This window comes from Achromobacter mucicolens (assembly GCF_029866465.1).
Taxonomy (GTDB): domain Bacteria; phylum Pseudomonadota; class Gammaproteobacteria; order Burkholderiales; family Burkholderiaceae_B; genus Achromobacter; species Achromobacter mucicolens.
On sequence record NZ_CP123364.1, the window covers coordinates 1,782,288 to 1,803,891 of the forward strand.

General features: G+C 65.8%; 18 protein-coding genes. 13 read left to right on the top strand and 5 right to left on the bottom strand.

Translation table 11 applies throughout. The features are described 5' to 3' along the window. Nucleotides 1-71 precede the first annotated feature (71 nt). A complete protein-coding gene (locus tag QEP15_RS08135) occupies nucleotides 72-3,707 on the top strand; it encodes a YhdP family protein (protein ID WP_280148631.1) in 3,636 nt (1,211 codons plus the stop codon). Between the two features lie 61 nt (nucleotides 3,708-3,768). Here the strand turns inward: QEP15_RS08135 and rho are convergent, their stop codons facing one another. Beyond that, nucleotides 3,769-5,028, bottom strand: a complete 1,260-nt coding sequence (gene rho / locus QEP15_RS08140) for a transcription termination factor Rho (protein ID WP_043541410.1) — start codon at nucleotides 5,026-5,028, stop codon at nucleotides 3,769-3,771. 117 nt (nucleotides 5,029-5,145) lie between these two features. After that, complete coding sequence (gene trxA / locus QEP15_RS08145; protein ID WP_056315616.1) at nucleotides 5,146-5,472, bottom strand: thioredoxin TrxA; 327 nt, start codon at nucleotides 5,470-5,472, stop codon at nucleotides 5,146-5,148. A gap of 324 nt (nucleotides 5,473-5,796) precedes the next feature. Between trxA and QEP15_RS08150 the strand changes: the two genes are divergently transcribed. From QEP15_RS08150 to QEP15_RS08165, 4 genes are all read left to right on the top strand, one after another. Then, nucleotides 5,797-7,758, top strand: a complete 1,962-nt coding sequence (locus QEP15_RS08150) for a DNA topoisomerase IV subunit B (protein ID WP_056315617.1) — start codon at nucleotides 5,797-5,799, stop codon at nucleotides 7,756-7,758. Then, entirely contained in the window at nucleotides 7,758-8,357 is a 600-nt protein-coding gene (locus QEP15_RS08155; RefSeq protein WP_062842054.1) for a YcxB family protein, read from the top strand. The genes QEP15_RS08150 and QEP15_RS08155 overlap by 1 nt, the downstream gene beginning before the upstream one ends. A 45-nt stretch (nucleotides 8,358-8,402) precedes the next feature. Next, entirely contained in the window at nucleotides 8,403-10,733 is a 2,331-nt protein-coding gene (gene parC / locus QEP15_RS08160; RefSeq protein ID WP_280148632.1) for a DNA topoisomerase IV subunit A, read from the top strand. A 79-nt stretch (nucleotides 10,734-10,812) separates the two neighbouring features. Beyond that, entirely contained in the window at nucleotides 10,813-12,015 is a 1,203-nt protein-coding gene (locus tag QEP15_RS08165) for a DUF418 domain-containing protein (protein ID WP_280148633.1), read from the top strand. 49 nt (nucleotides 12,016-12,064) lie between these two features. Here the strand turns inward: QEP15_RS08165 and QEP15_RS08170 are convergent, their stop codons facing one another. Both QEP15_RS08170 and QEP15_RS08175 read right to left on the bottom strand, forming a co-directional pair. Beyond that, nucleotides 12,065-13,405, bottom strand: coding sequence for an aspartate aminotransferase family protein (locus QEP15_RS08170; protein WP_280148634.1), 1,341 nt, complete (start codon nucleotides 13,403-13,405; stop codon nucleotides 12,065-12,067). A gap of 17 nt (nucleotides 13,406-13,422) precedes the next feature. Then, nucleotides 13,423-14,385 (bottom strand): MurR/RpiR family transcriptional regulator, encoded by a 963-nt coding sequence (locus QEP15_RS08175; RefSeq protein WP_280148635.1) that lies wholly within the window; start codon nucleotides 14,383-14,385, stop codon nucleotides 13,423-13,425. 275 nt (nucleotides 14,386-14,660) lie between these two features. On the opposite strand from QEP15_RS08175, the gene QEP15_RS08180 reads away from it, so the two are divergent. The 6 genes from QEP15_RS08180 to QEP15_RS08205 all read left to right on the top strand — a co-directional run bounded on the left by QEP15_RS08180 (nucleotide 14,661) and on the right by QEP15_RS08205 (nucleotide 19,528). Then, nucleotides 14,661-15,209 (top strand): MarR family winged helix-turn-helix transcriptional regulator, encoded by a 549-nt coding sequence (locus QEP15_RS08180; protein ID WP_062842049.1) that lies wholly within the window; start codon nucleotides 14,661-14,663, stop codon nucleotides 15,207-15,209. Then, nucleotides 15,206-15,766 (top strand): diaminobutyrate acetyltransferase, encoded by a 561-nt coding sequence (ectA, locus tag QEP15_RS08185; protein WP_280148636.1) that lies wholly within the window; start codon nucleotides 15,206-15,208, stop codon nucleotides 15,764-15,766. Before QEP15_RS08180 ends, ectA begins: the two co-directional genes overlap by 4 nt. Before the next feature lie 123 nt (nucleotides 15,767-15,889). Further along, nucleotides 15,890-17,197, top strand: coding sequence for a diaminobutyrate--2-oxoglutarate transaminase (gene ectB / locus QEP15_RS08190; protein WP_128827927.1), 1,308 nt, complete (start codon nucleotides 15,890-15,892; stop codon nucleotides 17,195-17,197). Further along, nucleotides 17,194-17,592 carry an ectoine synthase gene (locus tag QEP15_RS08195; protein ID WP_008165124.1) on the top strand — a complete coding sequence of 133 codons (399 nt, stop codon included), beginning with the start codon at nucleotides 17,194-17,196 and terminating at the stop codon, nucleotides 17,590-17,592. The genes ectB and QEP15_RS08195 overlap by 4 nt, the downstream gene beginning before the upstream one ends. Nucleotides 17,593-17,606: 14 nt before the next feature. Continuing rightward, nucleotides 17,607-18,533 carry an ectoine hydroxylase gene (gene thpD, locus QEP15_RS08200; protein ID WP_056315639.1) on the top strand — a complete coding sequence of 309 codons (927 nt, stop codon included), beginning with the start codon at nucleotides 17,607-17,609 and terminating at the stop codon, nucleotides 18,531-18,533. Between the two features lie 122 nt (nucleotides 18,534-18,655). Beyond that, entirely contained in the window at nucleotides 18,656-19,528 is an 873-nt protein-coding gene (locus tag QEP15_RS08205) for an MOSC domain-containing protein (RefSeq protein WP_280148637.1), read from the top strand. Nucleotides 19,529-19,587: 59 nt separating this feature from the next. Here QEP15_RS08205 and sugE read toward each other — a convergent pair whose 3' ends face one another. Further along, complete coding sequence (gene sugE / locus QEP15_RS08210; RefSeq protein ID WP_280148638.1) at nucleotides 19,588-19,905, bottom strand: quaternary ammonium compound efflux SMR transporter SugE; 318 nt, start codon at nucleotides 19,903-19,905, stop codon at nucleotides 19,588-19,590. 207 nt (nucleotides 19,906-20,112) lie between these two features. Between sugE and panD the strand changes: the two genes are divergently transcribed. Together panD and QEP15_RS08220 are read left to right on the top strand one after the other, a co-directional pair. Then, on the top strand, nucleotides 20,113-20,481 hold the full coding sequence (gene panD / locus QEP15_RS08215) for an aspartate 1-decarboxylase (protein ID WP_050446262.1): 369 nt from the start codon (nucleotides 20,113-20,115) through the stop codon (nucleotides 20,479-20,481). Nucleotides 20,482-20,551: 70 nt separating this feature from the next. Then, nucleotides 20,552-21,598 carry a CDP-6-deoxy-delta-3,4-glucoseen reductase gene (locus tag QEP15_RS08220; RefSeq protein WP_280148639.1) on the top strand — a complete coding sequence of 349 codons (1,047 nt, stop codon included), beginning with the start codon at nucleotides 20,552-20,554 and terminating at the stop codon, nucleotides 21,596-21,598. Nucleotides 21,599-21,604 lie beyond the last annotated feature (6 nt).

Here is a 21,604-nt window from a genome sequence, read left to right on the forward strand (position 1 = left end):
TCAGGTATAAGTGGGGACGATACTGCAAGACATCTCCTCCTGCCCACTGATCCGTGTCTGTTCCAAAAAAAGTGCTCCGCAGCCTGTACTGGGCCGCGCTGACCGTCTATGGCGTTGTCGCCATCGGGTTTCTGGGCGTGCGCTATTGGGTCCTCCCGCGGGTGGATCAGTGGCGCCCTCAGATTGAAGCCTACGCCAGCCAGGCGTTGGGCGCCCGCGTTACGATCGGCGCGATCAAGGCCAACTGGCAAGGGCTCAATCCCCGGCTCGATCTCGCCGCCGTCCAGGTCTACGACGACGAGACGGATCCGGTATTGAGCCTGCCGTCCGTGTCCGCGGTCGTGGCATGGCGCAGCATCCTGTCCCTGTCGCCCACCCTGGTGCGGCTGCGGCTCGAAAAGCCGGAACTGACGCTGCGGCGGGACACGTCAAACCATCTGTGGGTCGCTGGCCAGAATATCGACCTGAATACCAGCGACCACGCTTCCGACCTGAACCATCCCGGCCTGCGCTGGCTGGCGGCGCAGCGCGAGCTGCTGGTCAGCGACGCCACGCTGCGCTGGCAGGACGAACTGCGCCAGGCGCCCGAGCTCACGCTGGAAGGCGTCGACTTCCTGGTGCGCAACGGCAGTCTCTCGCATCGGTTCGTGCTGCAGGCATCCGCGGGGCCGGCGCTGGCCCACAAACTGGAGCTGCGCGGCGAATTCAACCGCAGCCTGTTTGCCGCCGACGCCAAGAAGCCCGCCAACTGGAGCGGCCAGATCTTTGCCCAGGTCGATGACGTGGAACCGCTGGCCTGGGCGCCCTGGATCGACGTGGCCCGGCTAGCCGGCCGCATCGCCGCGCGCGCGTGGTGGCAGCTCGACCACGGCAAGTTCACCAAATTGACGAGCGACGTCGCCGCGCGCGGCGTGTCCTGGCGCGCGTCGCCGGACGGGCCCGCCTTTCAGGGCGGTTCGGGCCAGTTGCGCATTGCCGCGCTGCCGGGCGATTTCGTGACGATCGATGGCCTGCCGATGGCGCGCAGCCCCGGCGCGGCCGACGTGACGGTCAAGGGCGCGGTGCACCAGTTGCGCGTGACGCTTCCGGGCGTCTTCGAGACGCCGACGCTGCGGGCCGACGACCTGGAGCTCGACGCCCAGGTCAAGGGGCCTGATGCGGACAACTGGTTCGTGGACGTGGCCCAGATGCGCCTGGCCAATGAAGACATGGATGTGCGTCTGCAAGGCCAGTGGCGCAAAGAGGGCAAGACCGCGGCGGGCAGCGCCGACGTGCGCGGCACGATGGTGCGCGGGTCGATGCCCGCCATCCACCGTTATCTGCCGCTCGAGGTGAACGCCGACGCCCGTGAATGGCTGGCGACCGGTTTGCCTGCCGGCCAGATGCATTCGGCGGCCATCACGCTCAAGGGGGATCTGGACGACTTCCCGTTCGGTGCGCCGGGCGCCACCGGCGAATTCGTCATCGCCGGCGCGTATTCCGGCGCGAAGGTCGACTACGCGCCGGCGGGCGAGAACCGCAAGGGCTGGCCGATGCTGGAAAACCTGTCGGGCAGTTTCCGCATCGACAAGGTGAGCCTGGCGCTGGACAGCGCGGGCGGCGCGGTGGCGCACACCGGCAAGGGGCACACCGTCACGTTGGGCGCCGTGAAGGCGGCCATTCCCAACATGGAGCATGACTCGGAACTGCGGGTCACCGGCGACACCTCGGGGCCGGTGGCGGCCTATCTGGCGCTGGCCGCGAATTCTCCGTTGGGCGAGCTGCTGGACGGGGCCTTGGACGAGGCCCACGGCACCGGCGACTGGCGCATGCCGCTCGACCTGAAGGTGCCGCTGCTCAATACCGATGACACTCAGGTCCAGGGGCGTATCCGTTTCTCGGACAATTCCTTTACCTTCATGCCCGAGATCCCGCCGCTCAGCCAGATCCACGGTGACCTGGAGTTTTCAGAAAAGGGCGTGCAGACCAAGGGCATCCGGGCGCAATTCCTGGGCGGACCCGCCAACATCTACGGCACGCTGGCGCAAGGCACGGACGCGCTGCGTTTTGACGGCACCCTGTCGGGGACCGGGCTGGCGCAGTTGAGCCGCGCCGCATCGATGTCGCGTTTCACCGGCCGCGCGGCCTACAAAGGCCGGCTGCTTTACCTGAAAGGCGGCGCCATCGACATATCGGCCGAGTCCGACCTGGTTGGCATGGCGATCGACATGCCGGCGCCCGCCGGCAAGCCGGCCAAGTCCGCGCAGTTGCTGAAGCTGCAATGGTCGCCGGCGCAGGACCGCGGCGCCCGCGACCGGCGCTGGCTGACGGCCAGCCTGGGCGATAACGTCAACGCCTTGTTCGAACGGGATCCCGCCGAGGGTTCGGCCGCCTACTTTTCGCGCGGCGCGCTGGGCATCGGGCGGCCGGCCAGCCTGCCGGAGCGCGGGCTGAGCCTTAACGCCAGCCTGCCCGAACTGGACATGGACGCCTGGGATGCCGTCTCCGAGGGATTCAACGTGGCGCCCGCGAAGGGGCGGCCGCCTTCCAAGCCCATCCTGCCGCAGCCCGAGCGCATCAGTCTGGCTGCCGGCGCGCTGCACACCAGCGGCTACACCCTCAATGACCTGACGCTGTATGCCACGCGCCCCGCGCCGGCGCGCTGGCGCGTTGAACTGGAATCGCGGCAGGCGGCAGGCACGCTGGAATGGCGCGAGGCGCAGGGCGCCATCGCCGGGCAGATCACCGCCCGCCTGAAGCATCTGTCCATTGCGGGCGAGGGCGACTCCAACCAGGCCGACAAGGCGCTGGCCTCCGGCAACGACCTGTCCGACATTCCCGCGATCGATCTGCAGGCCAATCAATTCTTGTTGTATGGCAAGAACCTGGGGGCGCTGCAGGTGACGGGCACCAACCTGGAGCGGGGGCGGCAATGGCGGCTGGACAAGCTGTCCATCACCAATGATTCGGCGGCCTTGAACGCCACGGGCAATTGGGGGCTTGAAGGGCCGAACCGGGGGCTGACCGTCGATGCCGTGCTCAAGCTGGAAAACGTCGGCGACTTCATGAGCCGCATCGGCTTTGAGAACGTCGTGTCCAACGGCAAGGGAACGATTCAGGGCAAGGCGACCTGGCGCAACCTGCCGTGGACGCACGATATCGCCGACGTGGTGGGCGATGTGGTCGTCAGCCTGGACAACGGCCGCTTCATGCACGTGAACTCCCGCACGGCGCGCCTGTTGGAGCTGCTGTCGCTGCAGTCGCTGCAGCGGCTGGCGCGGCTGGACGTCAATCCCACGAACCTGCTGCGGGACGGGTTTCCGTTCGACACCATCCGCGGCAACGTCAAGGTGGCCGACGGCACGCTGAATACCGAAGGCTACAAGATCAACGGTCCGGTGGCCGCAATCGTCCTGGCGGGCGGCGTGAACCTCGTCAAGGAGCGCTGGGACATGAAGGCGGTGGTGATTCCCAATCTGGACGCCAGCGGCGCGGCAATGGTCACCGCGCTGGCGGTCAACCCGCTGATCGGCCTGGGCGCGTTCGTCACGCAGTGGCTCCTCAAGCAGCCGCTGGCGCGCGCGATGACGATGGAATACGCCGTCACGGGAAGCTGGGACGACCCGCGCATCGAACCCATCGACGCCTCGGGCAAGGAACCGGACAAGCAGACGCCCCGGCCGGCCAATTCCTCGCCGCGCCGGATGCCGGAGTTCATCGAGCACTGAGCCAGCCGCCCACGAAAAAGCCGCCTCGAAGGCGGCTTTTTCGTGGGCGCGGACGGTGCGCTTACTTCTTCTTCATCATGTCGAAGAATTCGGCGTTGGTCTTGGTGGCGCGCATCTTGTCCAGGATGAATTCCATGGACTGGACTTCGTCCATGTCGTGAATGAACTTGCGCAGCACCCACACCTTCTGGAGCAGGTCGGGGGCGATCAGCAGCTCTTCGCGGCGGGTGCCCGACTTGTTCAGGTTGATGGACGGGTAGACGCGCTTTTCGGCCAGGCGGCGCTCGAGGTGGACTTCGGAGTTGCCGGTGCCCTTGAATTCTTCATAGATGACTTCATCCATGCGGCTGCCGGTTTCGATCAGCGCGGTGCCCAGGATGGTCAGCGAGCCGCCTTCTTCCAGGTTGCGCGCCGCGCCGAAGAAGCGCTTCGGGCGCTGCAGGGCGTTGGCGTCCACGCCGCCGGTCAGCACCTTGCCGGAGGCCGGCACGACGGTGTTGTAGGCGCGGGCCAGACGGGTGATCGAGTCCAGCAGGATCACGACGTCCTTCTTCATTTCGACCAGGCGCTTGGCCTTCTCGATGACCATTTCGGCCACTTGCACGTGACGGGTGGCGGGCTCGTCGAAGGTCGAGGCCACGACTTCACCGCGCACCGTGCGCTGCATTTCGGTCACTTCTTCCGGGCGTTCGTCGACCAGCAGGACGATCATGACCGCGTCGGGGTAGTTGGTGGTGATGGCGTGCGCAATGTGCTGCATCATCACCGTCTTGCCGGACTTGGGGCTGGCGACGATCAGGCCGCGCTGGCCCATGCCGATGGGGGCGAAGACGTCGAGGATCCGGCCAGTGAGGTTTTCCTCGCTCTTGATGTCGCGTTCCAGGCGGATGACGCGATTCGGGTGCAGCGGCGTCAGGTTCTCGAACATGATGCGATGCTTGATCGCCTCGGGCGCCACGCCGTTGACCTTGTCCACCTTCACCAGGGCAAAGTAGCGCTCGCCATCCTTGGGGGTGCGCACTTCGCCTTCGATGGAGTCGCCGGTGTGCAGATTGAAGCGGCGGATCTGCGACGGAGAAATGTAGATGTCGTCGGTGCTGGCCAGATACGAGGTTTCCGGCGAGCGCAGGAAACCGAAGCCGTCGGGCAGGACTTCAAGAACGCCGTCGCCGAAGATCTGCTCGCCTTGCTTGGCGCGCCGCTTCATGATGGCGAACATCAGTTCCTGCTTGCGCAGGCGGTTGGCGTTTTCGATTTCCAGGCCAGCGGCCATTTCGAGCAGCTGCGAGACGTGCAGCGCCTTCAGTTCGTTGAGGTGCATCGCGGTGGGTGTTGGGGGAAAAGTAAAGGAGGGCTCTGGCGGCGCGCCACGGACGGGCTCGCGCGGTACTGAATGAGCGCCGCCTATGCGGCGGCGCCCTCGGTTACAGCACGCGATTTACAACGCGCCGTCCAGGAATGCGGTGAGTTGCGACTTCGACAGCGCGCCAACCTTGGTGGCGGCAGCCTGGCCGTCTTTAAAGAGCATAAGGGTGGGAATGCCGCGGATGCCGTACTTGGTGGCCGTGCCCTGGTTTTCATCCACGTTCAGCTTGGCGATCGTCAAGCGGCCTGCGTATTCGGCGGCGACTTCTTCCAGGATGGGGGCGATCATCTTGCAGGGGCCACACCAGGCAGCCCAGTAGTCCACCAGCACCGGCTGGCCGGATTTCAACACATCGGCATCGAAGCTGGCGTCACTGACGTTCTTGATTTGGTCGCTCATGATGGTGATTCTCGGTTCGGCAGCAAAAGGCGCGTTAAGACGCGCCTTGCCGTTGTTCTTGTTTGTGGAATGGACTCAAGCATACCACTGTCAATAACAACAGGCATACCACTGTTAATAACAACAGGGTTTGCAGGATTTTGTGTAGGATGTTGCGGCGCAGCTGTCGCGATCCGGGCGGTCAAAGTCCGGAACGGCGGTTGTGACTGTCATCATCCTACCGAAATCGGACCTGGTCAGGTCGTGCGCATCCCACCCGGAGCCGCGCAGAATCTAGGCTTGTCCGTAAAATGTCGGTTTTTTTCCACAGATGTTGGGGATAACTTGGCCACTCCACGTTACAACGAGGCGTCCATCCGCGTCCTGAAGGGGCTGGAACCCGTGCGGCAGCGCCCGGGCATGTACACCCGCACCGAAAACCCCCTGCACGTCGTGCAGGAGGTCATCGATAACGCCGCAGACGAGGCCTTGGCCGGCTACGGCAAACAGATCCAGGTCACGCTGCACGCTGATGGCAGCGTGTCCGTCGAAGACGACGGCCGCGGCATTCCCGTCGGCCTGCATCCCGAAGAAAACGCGCCCGTCGTCGAACTCGTGTTCACGCGCCTGCACGCGGGCGGCAAATTCGACAAGGCCGGCGGCGGCGCGTACGCCTTCTCCGGCGGCCTGCACGGCGTCGGCGTGTCCGTCACCAACGCGCTGGCCACCCGCCTGGAAGTCGTCGTCTGGCGCGACAACGCCGTTAGCCGCCTGGTGTTCAAGGGCGGCGATGTCGCCGAGCCCCTGGCGCCTTACGACCAGGGCGGCCGCAAGAAGTCCGGCACCCGCGTGCGCGTCTGGCCGGACGCCAAGTATTTCGACAGCCCCAATATTCCGCTGGGCGAGCTCACCCACCTCTTGCGCAGCAAGGCCGTGCTGCTGCCGGGCGTGAAGGTCACGCTCGTCAACGAGAAAACCGGGGACACCAAGACCTGGCAGTACCAGGACGGCCTGCGCGGCTACCTGGCCGAGGCCCTGGCGGGCGCCGAGCTGATGGTGCCGTTCTTCGAAGGCGCGCAATACGCCGGCGCCGACCACGAAAACTTCGCCGAGGGCGAGGGCGCCCAATGGGTCGTGGCCTGGACCGAGGACGGCAACGCGGTGCGCGAGTCCTACGTCAACCTCATCCCCACGCCGGCCGGCGGCACGCACGAGTCCGGTCTGCGCGAAGGCCTGTTCGGCGCCGTGAAGGGGTTTGCCGAGCTGCACAGCCTGCTGCCCAAGGGCGTGAAGCTGCTGCCCGAAGACGTCTTTGCCCGCGCCAGCTTCGTGCTGTCGGCCAAGGTGCTCGATCCGCAATTCCAGGGCCAGATCAAGGAACGCCTGAACAGCCGCGATGCCGTGCGCCTGGTGGGCGGGTTCTCCAAGAGCGCGCTCGATCTGTGGCTGCACAGCAATGTGGAATACGGCAAGAAGCTTGCCGAACTGGCCATCCGGCAGGCGCAGGCGCGCCAGCGTTCCGCCCAAAAGGTCGAAAAGCGCAAGAGTTCCGGCGTGGCGGTCCTGCCCGGCAAGCTGACCGACTGCGAGTCCAGCGACGCCACGCGCACCGAGGTATTCCTGGTCGAGGGCGATTCGGCCGGCGGCTCGGCCAAGATGGGCCGCGACAAGGAATTCCAGGCCATCCTGCCGCTGCGCGGCAAGGTGCTCAACTCCTGGGAGGTCGACCGCGACCGCCTCTTTGCCAACAACGAGATCCACGACATTTCCGTGGCGATCGGCGTGGATCCGCACGGGCCCAACGATACGCCCGACCTGTCCGGCCTGCGCTACGGCCGCATCTGCATTCTGTCGGACGCGGACGTCGACGGCTCGCACATTCAGGTGCTGCTGCTGACGCTGTTCTACCGCCACTTTCCCAAGCTCGTCGAGGCCGGCAACGTCTACGTCGCCAAGCCGCCGCTGTTCCGTCTGGACGTGCCGGCGCAGGGCAAGCGTCCCGCCCGCAAGATCTACTGTCTTGACGAAGGCGAGCTCGAGGCCGCGCAGGACAAGCTGCGCAAGGAAGGCGTGCGCGAAGGCGCGTGGGCCGTCAGCCGGTTCAAGGGCCTGGGCGAAATGAACCCCGAGCAGTTGTGGGAAACCACCATGAATCCGGACACGCGCCGCCTGCTGCCGGTGGGCTATGGCGACCAGACTCCCGACGACACCACCCGCATGTTCGACATGCTGATGGGCAAGGGCGAGTCCTCGCAACGCCGCGCGTGGATCGAGGAAAAGGGCAACCTGGCGGAGCTCGACATCTGATGACCGCGACCGTGCCCGGGCAAGCCCGCATGGTCGTCGACCTGACCGCCGACGACTACGCGGATTTCGCCGCCTATGTGTACAAACGGCCGGAACTGCGCCGCCGCCGTTACCGGTCCCATCTGCGCTTCGGCGTCCTGATGATCGTGGCCTTGCTTGCCTACCTGATCTGGCAGACCTGGGACGGCAAGGGGCCCAACTGGGGTGCGCTGCTGCCGGTGTATTTCCAGGGCCTGGCGGTGGGCCTGGGCATCCTCGCGTTGCTGGCCCTGGCGTACGAATACGTGCTGCCCGGCCTCGTGAAGATGAACACGCGCCGCATGCTGGCCAAGCAGCCCGACACCCTTTACCTGGGGCGGCACGAGCTGGACTTCGGGCCGGACGGCGTCACGGACACCACTGCCACCGCCTCCGGGCACATGGCGTGGTCCGACGTGCGGCGGGTCGAGGAAACCCCCGAGCACCTCTACGTCATCCTGGGCACGTTGCAAGGCGTGATCATCCCCAAGCGCGGGCAGGACGCCGCCACGCTGCAGGCTGTGCGCACCCAGATGCGCGCGCATGTCGCCGACACGCAGTTCCTGGCCCCGTCCGCCTGAGGCGCATTGACGCCGTTTCGATGAAATTGTCTACCTGAATACAACATGACCGACACCAATCAACCCGGCCTGTTCGACTCCAATCCGCCCGGCGGCGACGGCGATGGCAACGCCGCCATCACGCTGGCGCGCTACGCGGAGCAGGCCTATCTGGACTACGCGGTGTCCGTGGTGCGCGGCCGCGCGCTGCCCGACGTGGGCGACGGGCAGAAGCCCGTGCAGCGCCGCATCCTTTTCGCCATGCAGGCAATGGGGTTGGGCTCCGGCGCCAAGCCCGTCAAATCGGCGCGCGTCGTGGGCGACGTGCTCGGTAAGTACCATCCGCACGGCGACCAGGCGGCGTACGACGCCATGGTCCGCATGGCGCAGGACTTTTCGCTGCGCTATCCGCTGATCGACGGCCAGGGCAACTTCGGTTCGCGCGATGGCGACAACGCCGCCGCCATGCGTTACACGGAAGCGCGCCTCACGCCGATCGCCAAGCTGCTGCTCGACGAACTGGACGAGGGCACGGTGGATTTCGTGCCCAACTACGACGGCAGCCAGCAAGAGCCGCAGATGCTGCCGGCGCGCCTGCCCGTGATGCTGCTGAACGGCGCCTCGGGCATCGCCGTGGGCATGGCCACCGAGATCCCCCCGCACAACCTGCGCGAAGTCGCGCAGGCCTGCGTGGCGCTCATCAAGCAGCCGCAGTTGCCCGACGAAGAACTGTACGCCATGATCCCCGGCCCGGACTTCGCGGGCGGCGGCCAGATCATCACCCCGGCGGCCGACATCGCGCAGATCTACAGTGGGGGCCGCGGGTCCCTGAAGGTGCGCGCGCGCTGGCAGTTCGAGGAACTGGCGCGCGGCCAGTGGCAACTGGTCGTCAACGAGCTGCCGCCGGGCACCTCGGGCCAGAAGGTGCTGGAAGAAATCGAGGAAATCACCAATCCCAAGGTCAAGACGGGCAAGAAGAGCCTGACGCCGGAGCAGACGCAGGCCAAGGCGGTCATGCTGAACCTGCTGGATGCGGTGCGCGACGAATCCGGCAAGGACGCCGCCGTTCGTCTGGTCTTCGAGCCCAAGACCTCGCGGGTCGACCGCGACGAATTCGTCAACACGCTGCTGGCGCAGACCAGCATGGAAGGCAGCGCCAGCGTCAACCTGGTGTGCATCGGCACCGACGGCCGTCCGCGCCAGAAGGGCCTGCGCGACATCCTGGTCGAATGGCTGGCGTTCCGCACCAATACCGTGGTGCGCCGCACGCGCTTCCGCCTGGACAAGGTCATTGACCGCATCCACGTGCTGGAAGGGCGCATGGTCGTCTACCTGAACGTGGACGAGGTCATCCAGACGATCCGCGAATCCGACGAGCCCCGCGCCGCGTTGATGCAACGCTTCAAGCTGTCCGAACGGCAAGCCGAGGACATCCTCGAAATGCGTTTGCGCCAGCTGGCCCGCCTGGAAGGCTTCAAGATTGAGCAGGAACTGGCCGACAAGCGCAAGGAACAGGTCTCGCTGCAAGAACTTTTGGACAACCCCACGACGCTCAAGCGCCTGCTGGTCAAGGAAATCGAAGCCGACGCCAAGCAATATGGCGACGAGCGCCGCACCCTGATCGAGACGGCCGAGCGCGCCGTGCTTGAAACCAAGGTGCTGGACGAGCCTGTCACCGTGATCGTTTCGCAAAAGGGCTGGCTGCGGGCCCGTCAGGGCCACGGCCATGACGCCGCGCAATTCGGCTTCAAGCAGGGCGACGATCTGTACGGCGCCTTCGAGTGCCGCACCACCGACACGCTGATCGCGGTTGGCGACAACGGCCGGGTCTATTCCGTGCCGGTGTCCGGCCTGCCGTCGGCGCGTGGCGACGGCCAGCCGGTCACCACGATGATCGACCTGGAATCGGGCACGCGCATCGTCCACACCATCGCGGCCTCGGCCGACAGCCGGTGGCTGCTGGCAACGCGCGGCGGCTACGGGTTCGCGGCCAAGCTGTCCGACATGGTCAGCCGCCAGCGGGCCGGCAAACAGTTCATCACCCTTGAGACGGGCGACGAACTGCTGCGTCCGGTGCCGTTGTTCGCCGGCGCCCAGCAACTGGCGCTGCTGTCGCAAAAGGGCAAGTTCCTGGTCTTCGGCCTGGACGAAGTGAAGTCGCTGGCGGGCGGCGGACGCGGCACCATCCTGATGGGGCTGGACGGCGCGGACAAGCTCGATCAGACCGTGCCGATCGGCACGTTGGGGCTGCGCGCCACCGGCATCTACCGCAACAAGATGACCGAGGACATCCTGGCGGGTGCGGACCTGGCGGTCTACGTCGGCAAGCGGGCCCGCAAGGGGCGCGCACTGGACGTGCGGCCCAAGCAGCCGTTGCTGTCTCCGGTGCTGGGTTGAGGCCTGCCCGCCGCCTGACGCAGCAAAGGCCCGGCGGCGCGCGCGTGTTGCGCCGCCGGTATGCGATCCGGGGGCGGGCATGACCGGCGGCCACGCCGTCCGGCCGCGGCTTGCCCACGTCGATGCCCTGCGCGGCTTTGCGCTCTTCGGCATCCTGGTGGTCAACATCGGCGTGTTCGCCTTTCCGTTCTATGGCGGGGGCGTGGCCGACCCGGTCTATTCGCGCCCGGTCGACGTGACGGTCCGGTGGCTGATCGCCTGGTTATTCGAGACCAAGTTCTACCTGCTATTTTCCTTCCTGTTCGGCTACAGCTTCACCCTGCAGATGACGGCCGCTGAACAGGCCGATGCCGCCTTCGCGCCGCGCTTCCTGCGCAGGCTGGCGGGGCTGGCCGTCCTGGGCTTTGCGCACGCCATCCTGTTCTACCAGGGCGACATCCTGGTGACCTATGCCTTGCTGGGCTTCGCGTTGCTGCTGTGCCGGCGCATGGATCCGGGTCGTGCGCTGCGCGTGGCGCTGTGGCTGATCGCGCTGGCGTCGGCGGTGTGGGCGATCCTGGGCGCACTGACATTCCTGGATCCGGCGCCCGCTGGATACGCCGCGCTGTACAAGGCCGAGGCGCTGGCCTCCATCGAGGCGTATCGCGGCACCATCGGCACCACGATCGCGCAGCACATCAAAGAGCTCACGGAAACCATCTGGTTCACCGTGCTGCTCGTGCAGGGGCCTTTCGTCTTTGCCATGTTCCTGGCCGGCTATGCGCTGGGGCGGCGTAATGCGCTGGCGGACCCGTGGCGCTCGCGCCGCGCGCTTGGGCTGCTCTGCGCGCTGGGCCTCTTACCGGGCCTGGCCGGCGCCGCTGCCTACGCGACCAGCGCCTTGCCACAGGCCCGCGTGGTGTGGGAACTGCCGGGATTGGCCGTGGGCCTTTTCACGGCGCCGCTCTTGAGCCTATCGTACGGTGCGGCGTTCCTGCTGGCGCTGCGCACGGGGCCGGGCGAGCGCCTGGGGGCGTGGCTGGCGCCAGCGGGACGGATGGCGCTGAGCAACTACCTGATGCAGTCGGTCGTCTGCGCATTCCTCTTCACGGCCTGGGGCTTGCGGCTGTATGCCGCTGTGCCGCCCCTGGCCGCATTCCTTGCCGCGGTGGCCATCTTTGCCGCCCAGCTGCCGCTGTCCGCATGGTGGTTGCGGCGCCACGCCTACGGACCCGTCGAATGGTTCCTGCGCGCGCTCACGATCGGCGCCTGGCCGCCCTGGCGCCGCGTGGCGCCAGGCTGACCGAACCTGCGCGAAGCGGGCCTTTTGACTCCGCTTCAACGGCCGGCGTCTAGTCGCCCGATTGCGCGATGGCGGCGTCGATGGCGCCGGTCAGCCGTTCGGTCAACTGGTCCAGTTCGTCCTCGGAAATGATGAAGGGCGGCGCAAGCAGCACGTGATCACCTTGGCGGCCATCGATCGTGCCGCCCATGGGATAGACCATCAGGCCCCGCGCCATGGCCTCGCGCTTGATCCGCGCATGCAGTGCCAGATCGGGATCGAAGGTCTGTTTGGTGCCGCGGTCCCGGACCAGTTCCACGCCCATGAAAAGGCCCCGGCCACGGATGTCTCCGACGTGCGGATGGTCGCCCAGCGCCTCCTGCAGCCGCTGCGCAAGGCCTGCGCCCATCACCCGCACCCGCTCCAGCAGCCCGTCGCGCCGGATCACGTCCTGCACCGCCAGCGAGGCCGCGCAGGCCAGCGCATGGCCAAGATAGGTGTGGCCGTGCTGGAAAAAGCCGCTGCCTTGCTGCATGGCCTGCACGATGTGCTGCTGCGCCATGACCGCGCCGATGGGCTGGTAGCCGCCGCCCAGGCCTTTGGCAATGGTGATGAGATCCGGCGTCACGCCTTCTTGTTCGACGGCATACAGGGTGCCGGTCCGGCCCATGCCGCACATGACCTCGTCGGCGATGAACAGCACGCCGTGACGGTCGCAGACCTCGCGGATCCGGCGGAAATAGCCGGGCACGGCCGTCACTGCGCCGGACGTGGCGCCCACCACGGGTTCCGCCACGAATGCCATCACCGAGTCGGGGCCGAGGCGCTGGATGGCCGCTTCCAGTTCCTTGCCCAGCCGCTCGCCGTACTGGTCGGCGGTCTCGCCGCTGTGCTGGTCGCGATAGGCATAGCAGGGCGACACGTGTTCGACCTCGATGAGCAGCGGCGCGAACTGCGCGCGCCGCCACGCATTGCCCCCGACCGCCAGCGCGCCCAGCGTATTGCCGTGATAGCTCTGCCGCCGCGCGATGATGTGGCGGCGCTGCGGCTGGCCGATTTCGACGAAATACTGGCGCGCCATCTTCAGCGCCGCTTCCACCGCTTCTGATCCGCCGGACACGAAGTAGGCATGCGATGTGCCTGCCGGGGCGTCGGCCACGAGCCGGGCCGCCAGCTTTTCCGCGACCTCGGTCGTAAAGAAGCTGGTGTGGGCGTAGGCCAGCGCGTCCACCTGCGCGTGCAGCGCGGCCTGGACGTCGGGGTGGTTGTGCCCCAGGCACGACACTGCCGCGCCGCCGGAGCCGTCTAGATATGCGCGGCCGGCGCTGTCATGGATCCAGACACCCTGGCCGCGCACGGCGACGGCAGGCGTATGGCGAAGGGAGCGATGCAGGACGCGGGATTGGCTCATGCTGCGAAGTTCCTAGGTCAGGTTGAGGAGGTTGCCGGCCCGAAGGCCCGGCCCGGGCGGCGCGCGAGCGCGCCATTCCAGTAAACGTTGTCGGCTTGCAGGCGCTGTTCCACCTCGGCCAGCCTGTCCAGCACGGCTTGGCCGCCGCGGGCCGTCAGGCGGGCGATCAGGTGTTCGGCCAGTCCCAAGAGCCCGGCCGTCGTGTGAAGGAACGAGCCCGGCCCCTGGCGCGCGGGCTGCGCGCGCACGCCGTCGAGGTCGGGCGGGGCAAACCGCAGGGTGTGGCGGGCGTCCAGCGCAAGCGGCGAGAGCGGATCGTCGGTCAGCGCCACTAGCGCCACACCGCGCTGAGCCGCCTGGCGCGCGAGCTGGACGGTGGCCGTGGGATAGGGCGCCTGCGAGATGACGATCAGCGCGTCGCCCGCGCCCAGGTTGTCCGCCTGCTCGGCGGGCGCGCCGCCCAGCCCGTCAATGAGGACGCTGTTGCGTCGCACGAGCTGATAGGCATATCGCATCTGGAACGCGATGCCGAAGGCCGAGCGCGTTCCCAGGAAACCGACCTGACGCGCGTCCAGCAGGGTCTGCACGGCCGCGTCGAACGCTTGCGTCGAGTTCAGCGCGCAGACCGAGGACAGGGCCTGGACTTGGAGGTCGGTCAACGTGCCCGGGCCCGGTTCCGGGTTGTCGCTTGACGCGGCCTGCAGGGCGGCGGCGCGGTCGCGCATTCCCGGCTCGTCGCGTCCCGCCAGCGCGTCCTGAAACGGCCGGCGGAAATCCTCGTAACTGGCGTAGCCCACCGCACGGGCCAATCGCAACATCGTGGCGGGCGCCACGCCCAACGCCTGCGACTGCCGGCGCATCGACCACAGCCCCACCTGCGCGGGATTGGCCACTACCCACTTCGCCGCCCGCTGCAATTCGGGCGGCAGATGTTCCAGCTTTTCCTGTAGGGCAGCAAGCAGGGAGGAGGGCAGAGGCATGAGAGGGCAGCGTCGTTCGTTCGCGTAAAAACATATGATAAATAAAACATCTTGAACAAAACATATGTTTTTTATCCGGGTAAGACTTGGGCCGGATCCCGCGCTGAGCCGCATCCACGTTGGCTCCGCTGGGTGCCAAGTCCAGTCATAGTGCCGTCATCCTCGCCAAATCAGCGTTCATTTATTTACATCGTGCCGGCGTTTTTGTTTGACTCGAATAAATCGGGCGCATATCATTCGTGTAGAAATGATTTTGTCCGAACCCATCGCAACCCATGACTGACGCCGCGAAATCCGAAACATCTCAGCAGTACGACCTGCGCATTTTGCGAGCCCTGCGCCGCATCACGCGTTCGATCGCGCTGCATTCGCGACAGTTGTCCGCGGTCAGCCACATCACTGCCCCGCAGCTGATGTGCCTGCGCACCGTGATCGCCAATGGCCCCATGACGGCCACGGCGATCAGCCGCGAGATGCACGTCAGCCCCAGCACGGTGGTCGGCATCCTGGATCGGCTGGAAGACAAGGCGCTGATCCGCCGCGAGCGGGGCCGTGAAGACCGCCGCATCGTATTTGTCACCGCCACGGAGGCGGGACGTGAATTGGCGCAAGGCGCGCCGTCGCCGCTGCAAAAGCATTTGGCTGACGCGCTCAATGCCTTGCCGGAATTGGAACAGGCCACCATCACCCTGTCCCTGGAGCGCATCGTGACGCTCATGGAACAGGAAGGTCAGGCCGCAGTCGACACGCATGGAGACGTGTCGTCGCCCATCCTAGAAGTGCCCACGGGCGGGGCACCACCAGAATCGGGAATCGTCGCATGAAGAAAAACGAACTGGACACCCCCACACTCTCAAGTGCCGTGGCGCCGGCGGTCAGCGCGCAGACCCATACCATGCGTCTGCCCGACCGCAAAGACGGCGCCGCGATCCACCGCCTCATTTCCGAGTGCCCGCCACTCGACCTGAATTCCCTCTACGCGTACCTGCTCCTGTGCGAGCACTTTCGCAACACCTGCGTCCTGGCTGAAAGCGCCGGAGGACGTATCAACGGTTTTATTTCCGCCTATGTGGACCCGTCCCGCCCTGACGTTCTGTTCGTCTGGCAGGTTGCGGTGCACGCCCGCGCACGCGGCCAACGCCTTGGCCGCGCCATGCTCCGGGAACTCTTGCAGCGCAAGAACCTGGCGCATGTCCGCTATCTTGAAACCACGGTGGGGCCTGACAACCAGGCTTCGCGCCGCACCTTCGCCGGCTTGGCCGCCGAGGTGGGCGCCCACGTTTCCGAACAGCCGTTCTTCGACCGGCAATTGTTCGGCGGCGCGGATCACGATGACGAGATGCTCTTGAGGATAGGCCCGTTCGCCTTGCCATCCCCGTAGGGGTGGTACAGGCCTGACGGTCTTATCGGTTTACCGGGACGATTCTGCTGTCCGGGTGCGCTTGCCGCACCCGGGTGGATCAGGCCGTCCGTCAATTTATGAGATGAAAAGGGAGGATTAATCATGGACTTGAAGATCTTTGACCGTATGGAGTCTGAGGTGCGGGGCTACATCCGGTCGTTTCCCGTGATATTCAATCAGGCCCGGGGCTCGACGCTCATCGATGAGGATGGCGCCGAATACATCGACTTCTTCAGCGGCGCAGGCACGCTGAACTACGGCCACAACAATCCTGTTCTCAAGGAAAAGCTGCTGGAGTATGTGCAGGCGGACGGTGTCGTCCACGGCCTGGACATGGCCACCAGCGCGAAGAAGCGTTTCCTGGAGACGGTGGATCGCGTGCTGCTCAAGCCGCGCAACTGGCAATACACGCTGCAATTCACCGGCCCGACCGGCACCAACGCCGTCGAAGCCGCGCTGAAGATCGCGCGCCAGGTCAAGGGCCGTCCCAACGTGATCTCGTTCACGCACGGTTTTCACGGCGTGAGCGGCGGTTCGCTTGCCGCGACCGCCAACATGAAGTTCCGTGACGCCGCCGGCTACGCGCTGGGCAACACGACGTTCATGCCCTACGACGGATACTTCGGTCCGGACGTGGACACCATGGCCTACATGGAACGCATGCTGGAAGATCCGAGCAGCGGCATGGACAAGCCGGCCGCCGTCATCGTGGAAACGGTGCAGGGCGAGGGCGGCGTCAACGTGGCCACGCTGCGCTGGCTCAAGGAACTGGAAAAGCTGTGCAAGCGCCACGACATGCTGCTGATCGTGGACGACATCCAGGTCGGCTGCGGCCGTACCGGCACGTTCTTCAGCTTCGAGACCGCCGGCATCCGTCCGGACATCATCACGCTGTCCAAGTCGCTATCCGGTTTCGGCCTGCCGATGTCGCTGGTGCTGATGAAGCCCGAGCTGGACATCTGGAAGCCCGGCGCCCACAGCGGCACCTTCCGCGGCAACAACCTCGCGTTTGTCACCGCAACCCAGGCGCTGGAAACCTACTGGACCAACGCCGCGTTCACCGCTGATATCCAGCGCAAGGAACGCCTGGTGGGCGACTGGCTGGAAAACCTGGTGCACAGCTATCCCAACGCCGGCCTGTCGGCTCGCGGCCGCGGCCTGATCCAGGGTCTGGTTTCCAACGGCAATCCGGCGCTGTCCAACCGCATCGCCCAATGCGCCTTCAAGAAGGGCGTCGTGATCGAAACGTCGGGCGCGCACGATGAAGTGCTCAAGCTGCTGCCCGCGCTGACGATCGAGGAAGAGCTGCTGGCCAAGGGCCTGGATCTGATCGAGGCCAGCGTGGCAGAAGCGCTGGCCGATGAGGGGCAGTCCGCCCGCATCCTGAAATTTGGAGGAAAACGTCAATGATCGTACGTAATGTCAAAGATGTGATCGGCACCGCCGACGAAGTCCGTACCGACACCTGGGTCAGCCGCCGCGTGCTGCTGAAGAAGGATGGCATGGGATTCTCGTTCCATGAGACCACCATTTTTCCGGGCGGCCGCACGCACATTCACTACAAGAACCACCTCGAGGCCGTCTGGTGCATCGAGGGCGACGGTTCGATCGAGACCATTGCCGACGGCAAGAAGTACGACCTGGGCCCCGGCGTGGTCTACGCCCTGAACGAACACGACGAGCACTGGCTGTGCGGCGGCAAGGAGCCGCTGCGCGTCATCTGCGTCTTCAACCCGCCGCTGACCGGCCAGGAAGTGCACGACAAGGAAGGTGTCTACGCGCTACCCGATGCGGTCGCGGCCTGAACAAGGAGGTACGCATGATCTCACCCGCGCAGGATCCGTACGCCTCCCGTACGGATCGCAGTTCCGCCATCATTTCCCGCCAGGACCCCGTCGTCTATGAAGACGGCAAGTACGCCAGCGCGCTGACCACCGAGCAGGTGGGCCAGTACGACCGCGACGGTTTCCTGCTGCTGGAAGACCTGTTCTCGGAGGCCGAAGTGCGTGCGCTGTCGGCCGAGGTCGAGCGCATGACGCGCGACCCGTCCATTGTGCGCCGCGAAGAGGCCATCACCGAGCCGGGCAGCAACGCCGTGCGTTCCATCTTCATGGTGCACGTGCTCAATCCCATGCTGGCCCGCCTGGTGCGGGATCCGCGCCTGGTCAACGTGGCGCGCCAGATTCTCGGTTCCGAGGTCTACATTCACCAGTCGCGCGCCAACATGAAGCCGGGCTTCAAGGGCAAGGAGTTCTATTGGCACTCCGATTTCGAGACCTGGCACGTCGAGGACGGCATGCCGTCGATGCGCGCGCTTAGCTGCTCGGTGCTGCTGACCGACAACAACGAGTGCAACGGCCCGCTGATGCTGGTGCCCGGCTCGCATCGCCAGTTCATTTCGTGCGTCGGCGAGACGCCGAACGAGCACTACAAGCAGTCCTTGAAGAAGCAGGAGTACGGGGTCCCGGATCCCGTCAGCCTGCAGCTGCTGGTGGAGCAGGGCGGCATCCGCACGATGACGGCCAAGGCCGGCTCGGTGGTGTTCTTCGACTGCAACACCATGCACGGCTCGAACAGCAACATTTCGCCGTGGCCGCGGTCCAACGTCTTCATGGTCTACAACAGCATGGAGAACACCCTGAATCCGCCCAAGTACGGGCTGACCCCGCGTCCCGAGCACATCGCGACGCGCAAGGGGTTCAAGGCGGTGACCCCGCTTGACACCTTGAAGCTGGTGGGCGGCTGAGCAACCGCCACCTGATCTGGCCCGGGCTTGTCCCGGGCTTTTTTTGTCTCTTTCGGGCGGCCCGGCGTGCCGCATTTCTTGTATTCTCTGCGGCATCCGTCACCCGTTGAGCCATCGCCGCCATGTCCGCCCGTATCCTCAGCCTGCATATCTATCCCGTCAAATCCTGCGCGGGCATCGACCTGACCGAATCGCCCATCGACCGGTCGGGGCTGGCTAATGACCGGCGCTGGATGGTGGTGGACGCGGCGGGCCAGTTCATGACGCAGCGGCAATGGCCAGCCATGGCGCTCATCCGCACGGCGCTCACCGCGCACGCGCTGCGGCTGTCGGCGCCCGGCATGGCGGACCTGGACGTCGCGCTGGACGGGTCGGGTCTGCACGGCGAGCCGCTCTCGGTTGGCGTCTGGAGCGACACCACCACGGCCCGGCGCGAAAGCGAGGCTGCCGCCCAGTGGCTGTCCCAGTTTCTGCAGACCCCGTGCGGCCTGCTCAAGGTGGACGCCGCGGCGCGCCGCGACGCCAAGCCCGATTGGGTGTCACGCTGGGTTGATGCACACCCCGATCTGGCCGACGCTTTCGTCGGCGAGCACTGCTTCGGATTTGCCGACGGGTTTCCGCTGCTGATCGCCAACCAGGCGTCGCTGGACGACCTGAATAGCCGCCTGAAGGCCAAGGGGGCGGATCCGGTGCCGATGGACCGTTTCCGTCCCAACATCGTGGTCGAAGGCGAATGGGAGGCCTTCGAGGAAGACCACACCGCCATGATCACGGCGGCTGGCGTGCGCATGGCGTTCGTCAAGCCGTGCACGCGTTGCTCGATTCCCGACATCGACCAGCGCACGGCCAAGCAATACGAGGAGCCGGGCCGCACGTTGGCGGGTTACCGCAATCTGGACATCGGGGTGGTGTTCGGCCAGAACGCCATTCTGGATGCGCCGGCGGGCGCGCGGCTGAAGGTGGGCGACGCGGTCGAGATCGAACTGGATTTCTGACGCGCCGCCCCGATGGGCCTGGGCTAGGCCTGAGCCTTATGCCTTGAGCGGCCTGAGCCTTATGACGTGGACAGCTTCAGGCCAACCAGACCCAGCACGATCAACGCAACGCTGGCAATGCGCAGCCAGTTCGCCGATTCCCCGAACAGCACGATGCCTGCCACGAAGGCGCCGATCGTGCCAATCCCCACCCACACGGCGTAGGCGGTGCCCAGCGGCAGGGTTTTCATGGCCAAGGCCAGCAGCCAGAAACTGGCCAGCATGCCGGCCACGGTGCCAACGGATGGCCACAGCCGGGTGAATCCGTGCGTGTATTTCAGGCCGACGGCCCAGACGATTTCGAACAGGCCGGCCAATACCAGGATGATCCAGGTCATTCACGACTCCCAAGTTACGCTGCCGGCAAGCCGCCGGCATAAATGGGGTCGTCCCCGGAAAACGCGCCAGCCGTTTGACTGTGCGCAGCAACGGGCCGTCCCGTTGCGGCAAAAATTATAGAATACCGGCTTTCGACGGCAAATCCGGATGCCGGGCATCAACCATGCAACACTTCGCGGTCCGGGCCGCGGAACCAGGAATTTTTTATGCAACGCATCATGCTGCGGGCAAAGCTGCACCGCGTCACGGTCACCGAAGCCGACCTTCACTACGAAGGGTCTTGCGGCATCGACGAAGACCTCCTCGACGCTGCCGGCATGCGCGAGTTCGAACGCATCGAACTCTACAACGTGACGAATGGCGAACGCTTCGACACCTACATCATCAAGGCCGCGCGCGGCAGCGGCGCCATCTCGCTGAACGGCGCGGCGGCGCGCCGGGCGCAGGTGGGCGACCTGCTGATCATCTGCACGTACGGCCCCATGTCCGAAGAAGATTCAGCCACGCACAAGCCCCAGGTGGTGCTGGTGGACGACGCCAACCGCGTCAAGGAAATCCGAAAGTTCCCGGCATGACGCCGGGCCGGGCGGGGCGCCTTTCCGGCATTACCCGGATAGCGCTTCGTCGCCTCTGAACCGTTTCATCATGAGCTTCCAGGTCATCATTCAACCCAGCAAGCATCAATTCCCGGTCGAGCCCGGCCAGTCCGTGCTCGACGCCGCATTGGCGGCGGGCATCGTCCTGCCTTACAGCTGTCGCAACGGCGCGTGCTCCACCTGCAAGGGCAAAGTGGTTTCCGGGGAGTTCGACGCCGGCCAGTACCCCGCGCAGATCCTGTCGCCCGAGGAACTGGCCGACGGCTACACGCTCTTCTGCCAGGCTCGCCCCGAGTCCGACCTCGTGGTCGAGTCCACCGAGGTCCGGCTGGCCAGCGACATCCAGATCCGCAAGCTGCCGTCGCGTGTCCAGACCATCGAGCGCGTGGCGCCGGACGTCACGGTCCTGAAGCTGCAACTGCCGGCCTCCGAGCAGTTCCGCTACTACGCCGGGCAGTACGTCGAAATCATTATGAAGGACGGCCGCCGCCGCAGCTATTCGATGGCCGGCGCGCCGCACACCGGCAGCCCGCTGGAGCTGCACATCCGGCACATGCCGGGCGGGCTCTTCACCGATCACGTCTTCGGCGCCGGCGACACGCAGATGAAGGAACGCGAGATCCTGCGCCTGGAAGGGCCCTTCGGATCGTTCTTCCTGCGCGAAGACAGCGACAAGCCCATCGTGCTGCTGGCCAGCGGCACGGGCTTTGCGCCGGTCAAGGCGATCGTCGAACACATGATCCACAAGAACATCACCCGGCCCGTCGCGCTGTACTGGGGCGGCCGCCGTCCGCAAGACCTTTACATGGACGCGCTGGCGCAATCCTGGTCGGCCCAGCTGCCGAACTTGCGGTACGTCCCGGTGGTGTCCAACTCGCTGCAGGAAGACAACTGGACCGGCCGCACCGGCTTTGTCCACGAAGCCGTGATGCAAGACATTGCGGACCTGTCCGGGCATCAAGTCTATGCCTGCGGCACCCCGCTGATGGTCGATGCCGCGCGCCGTGAGTTCAGCGCGCAGAACGGCCTGCCACCCGAAGAGTTCTACGCGGACGCGTTCACGTCCGAGGCCGATCTGGCGAAGGCCGGGTCGTAAGTAATA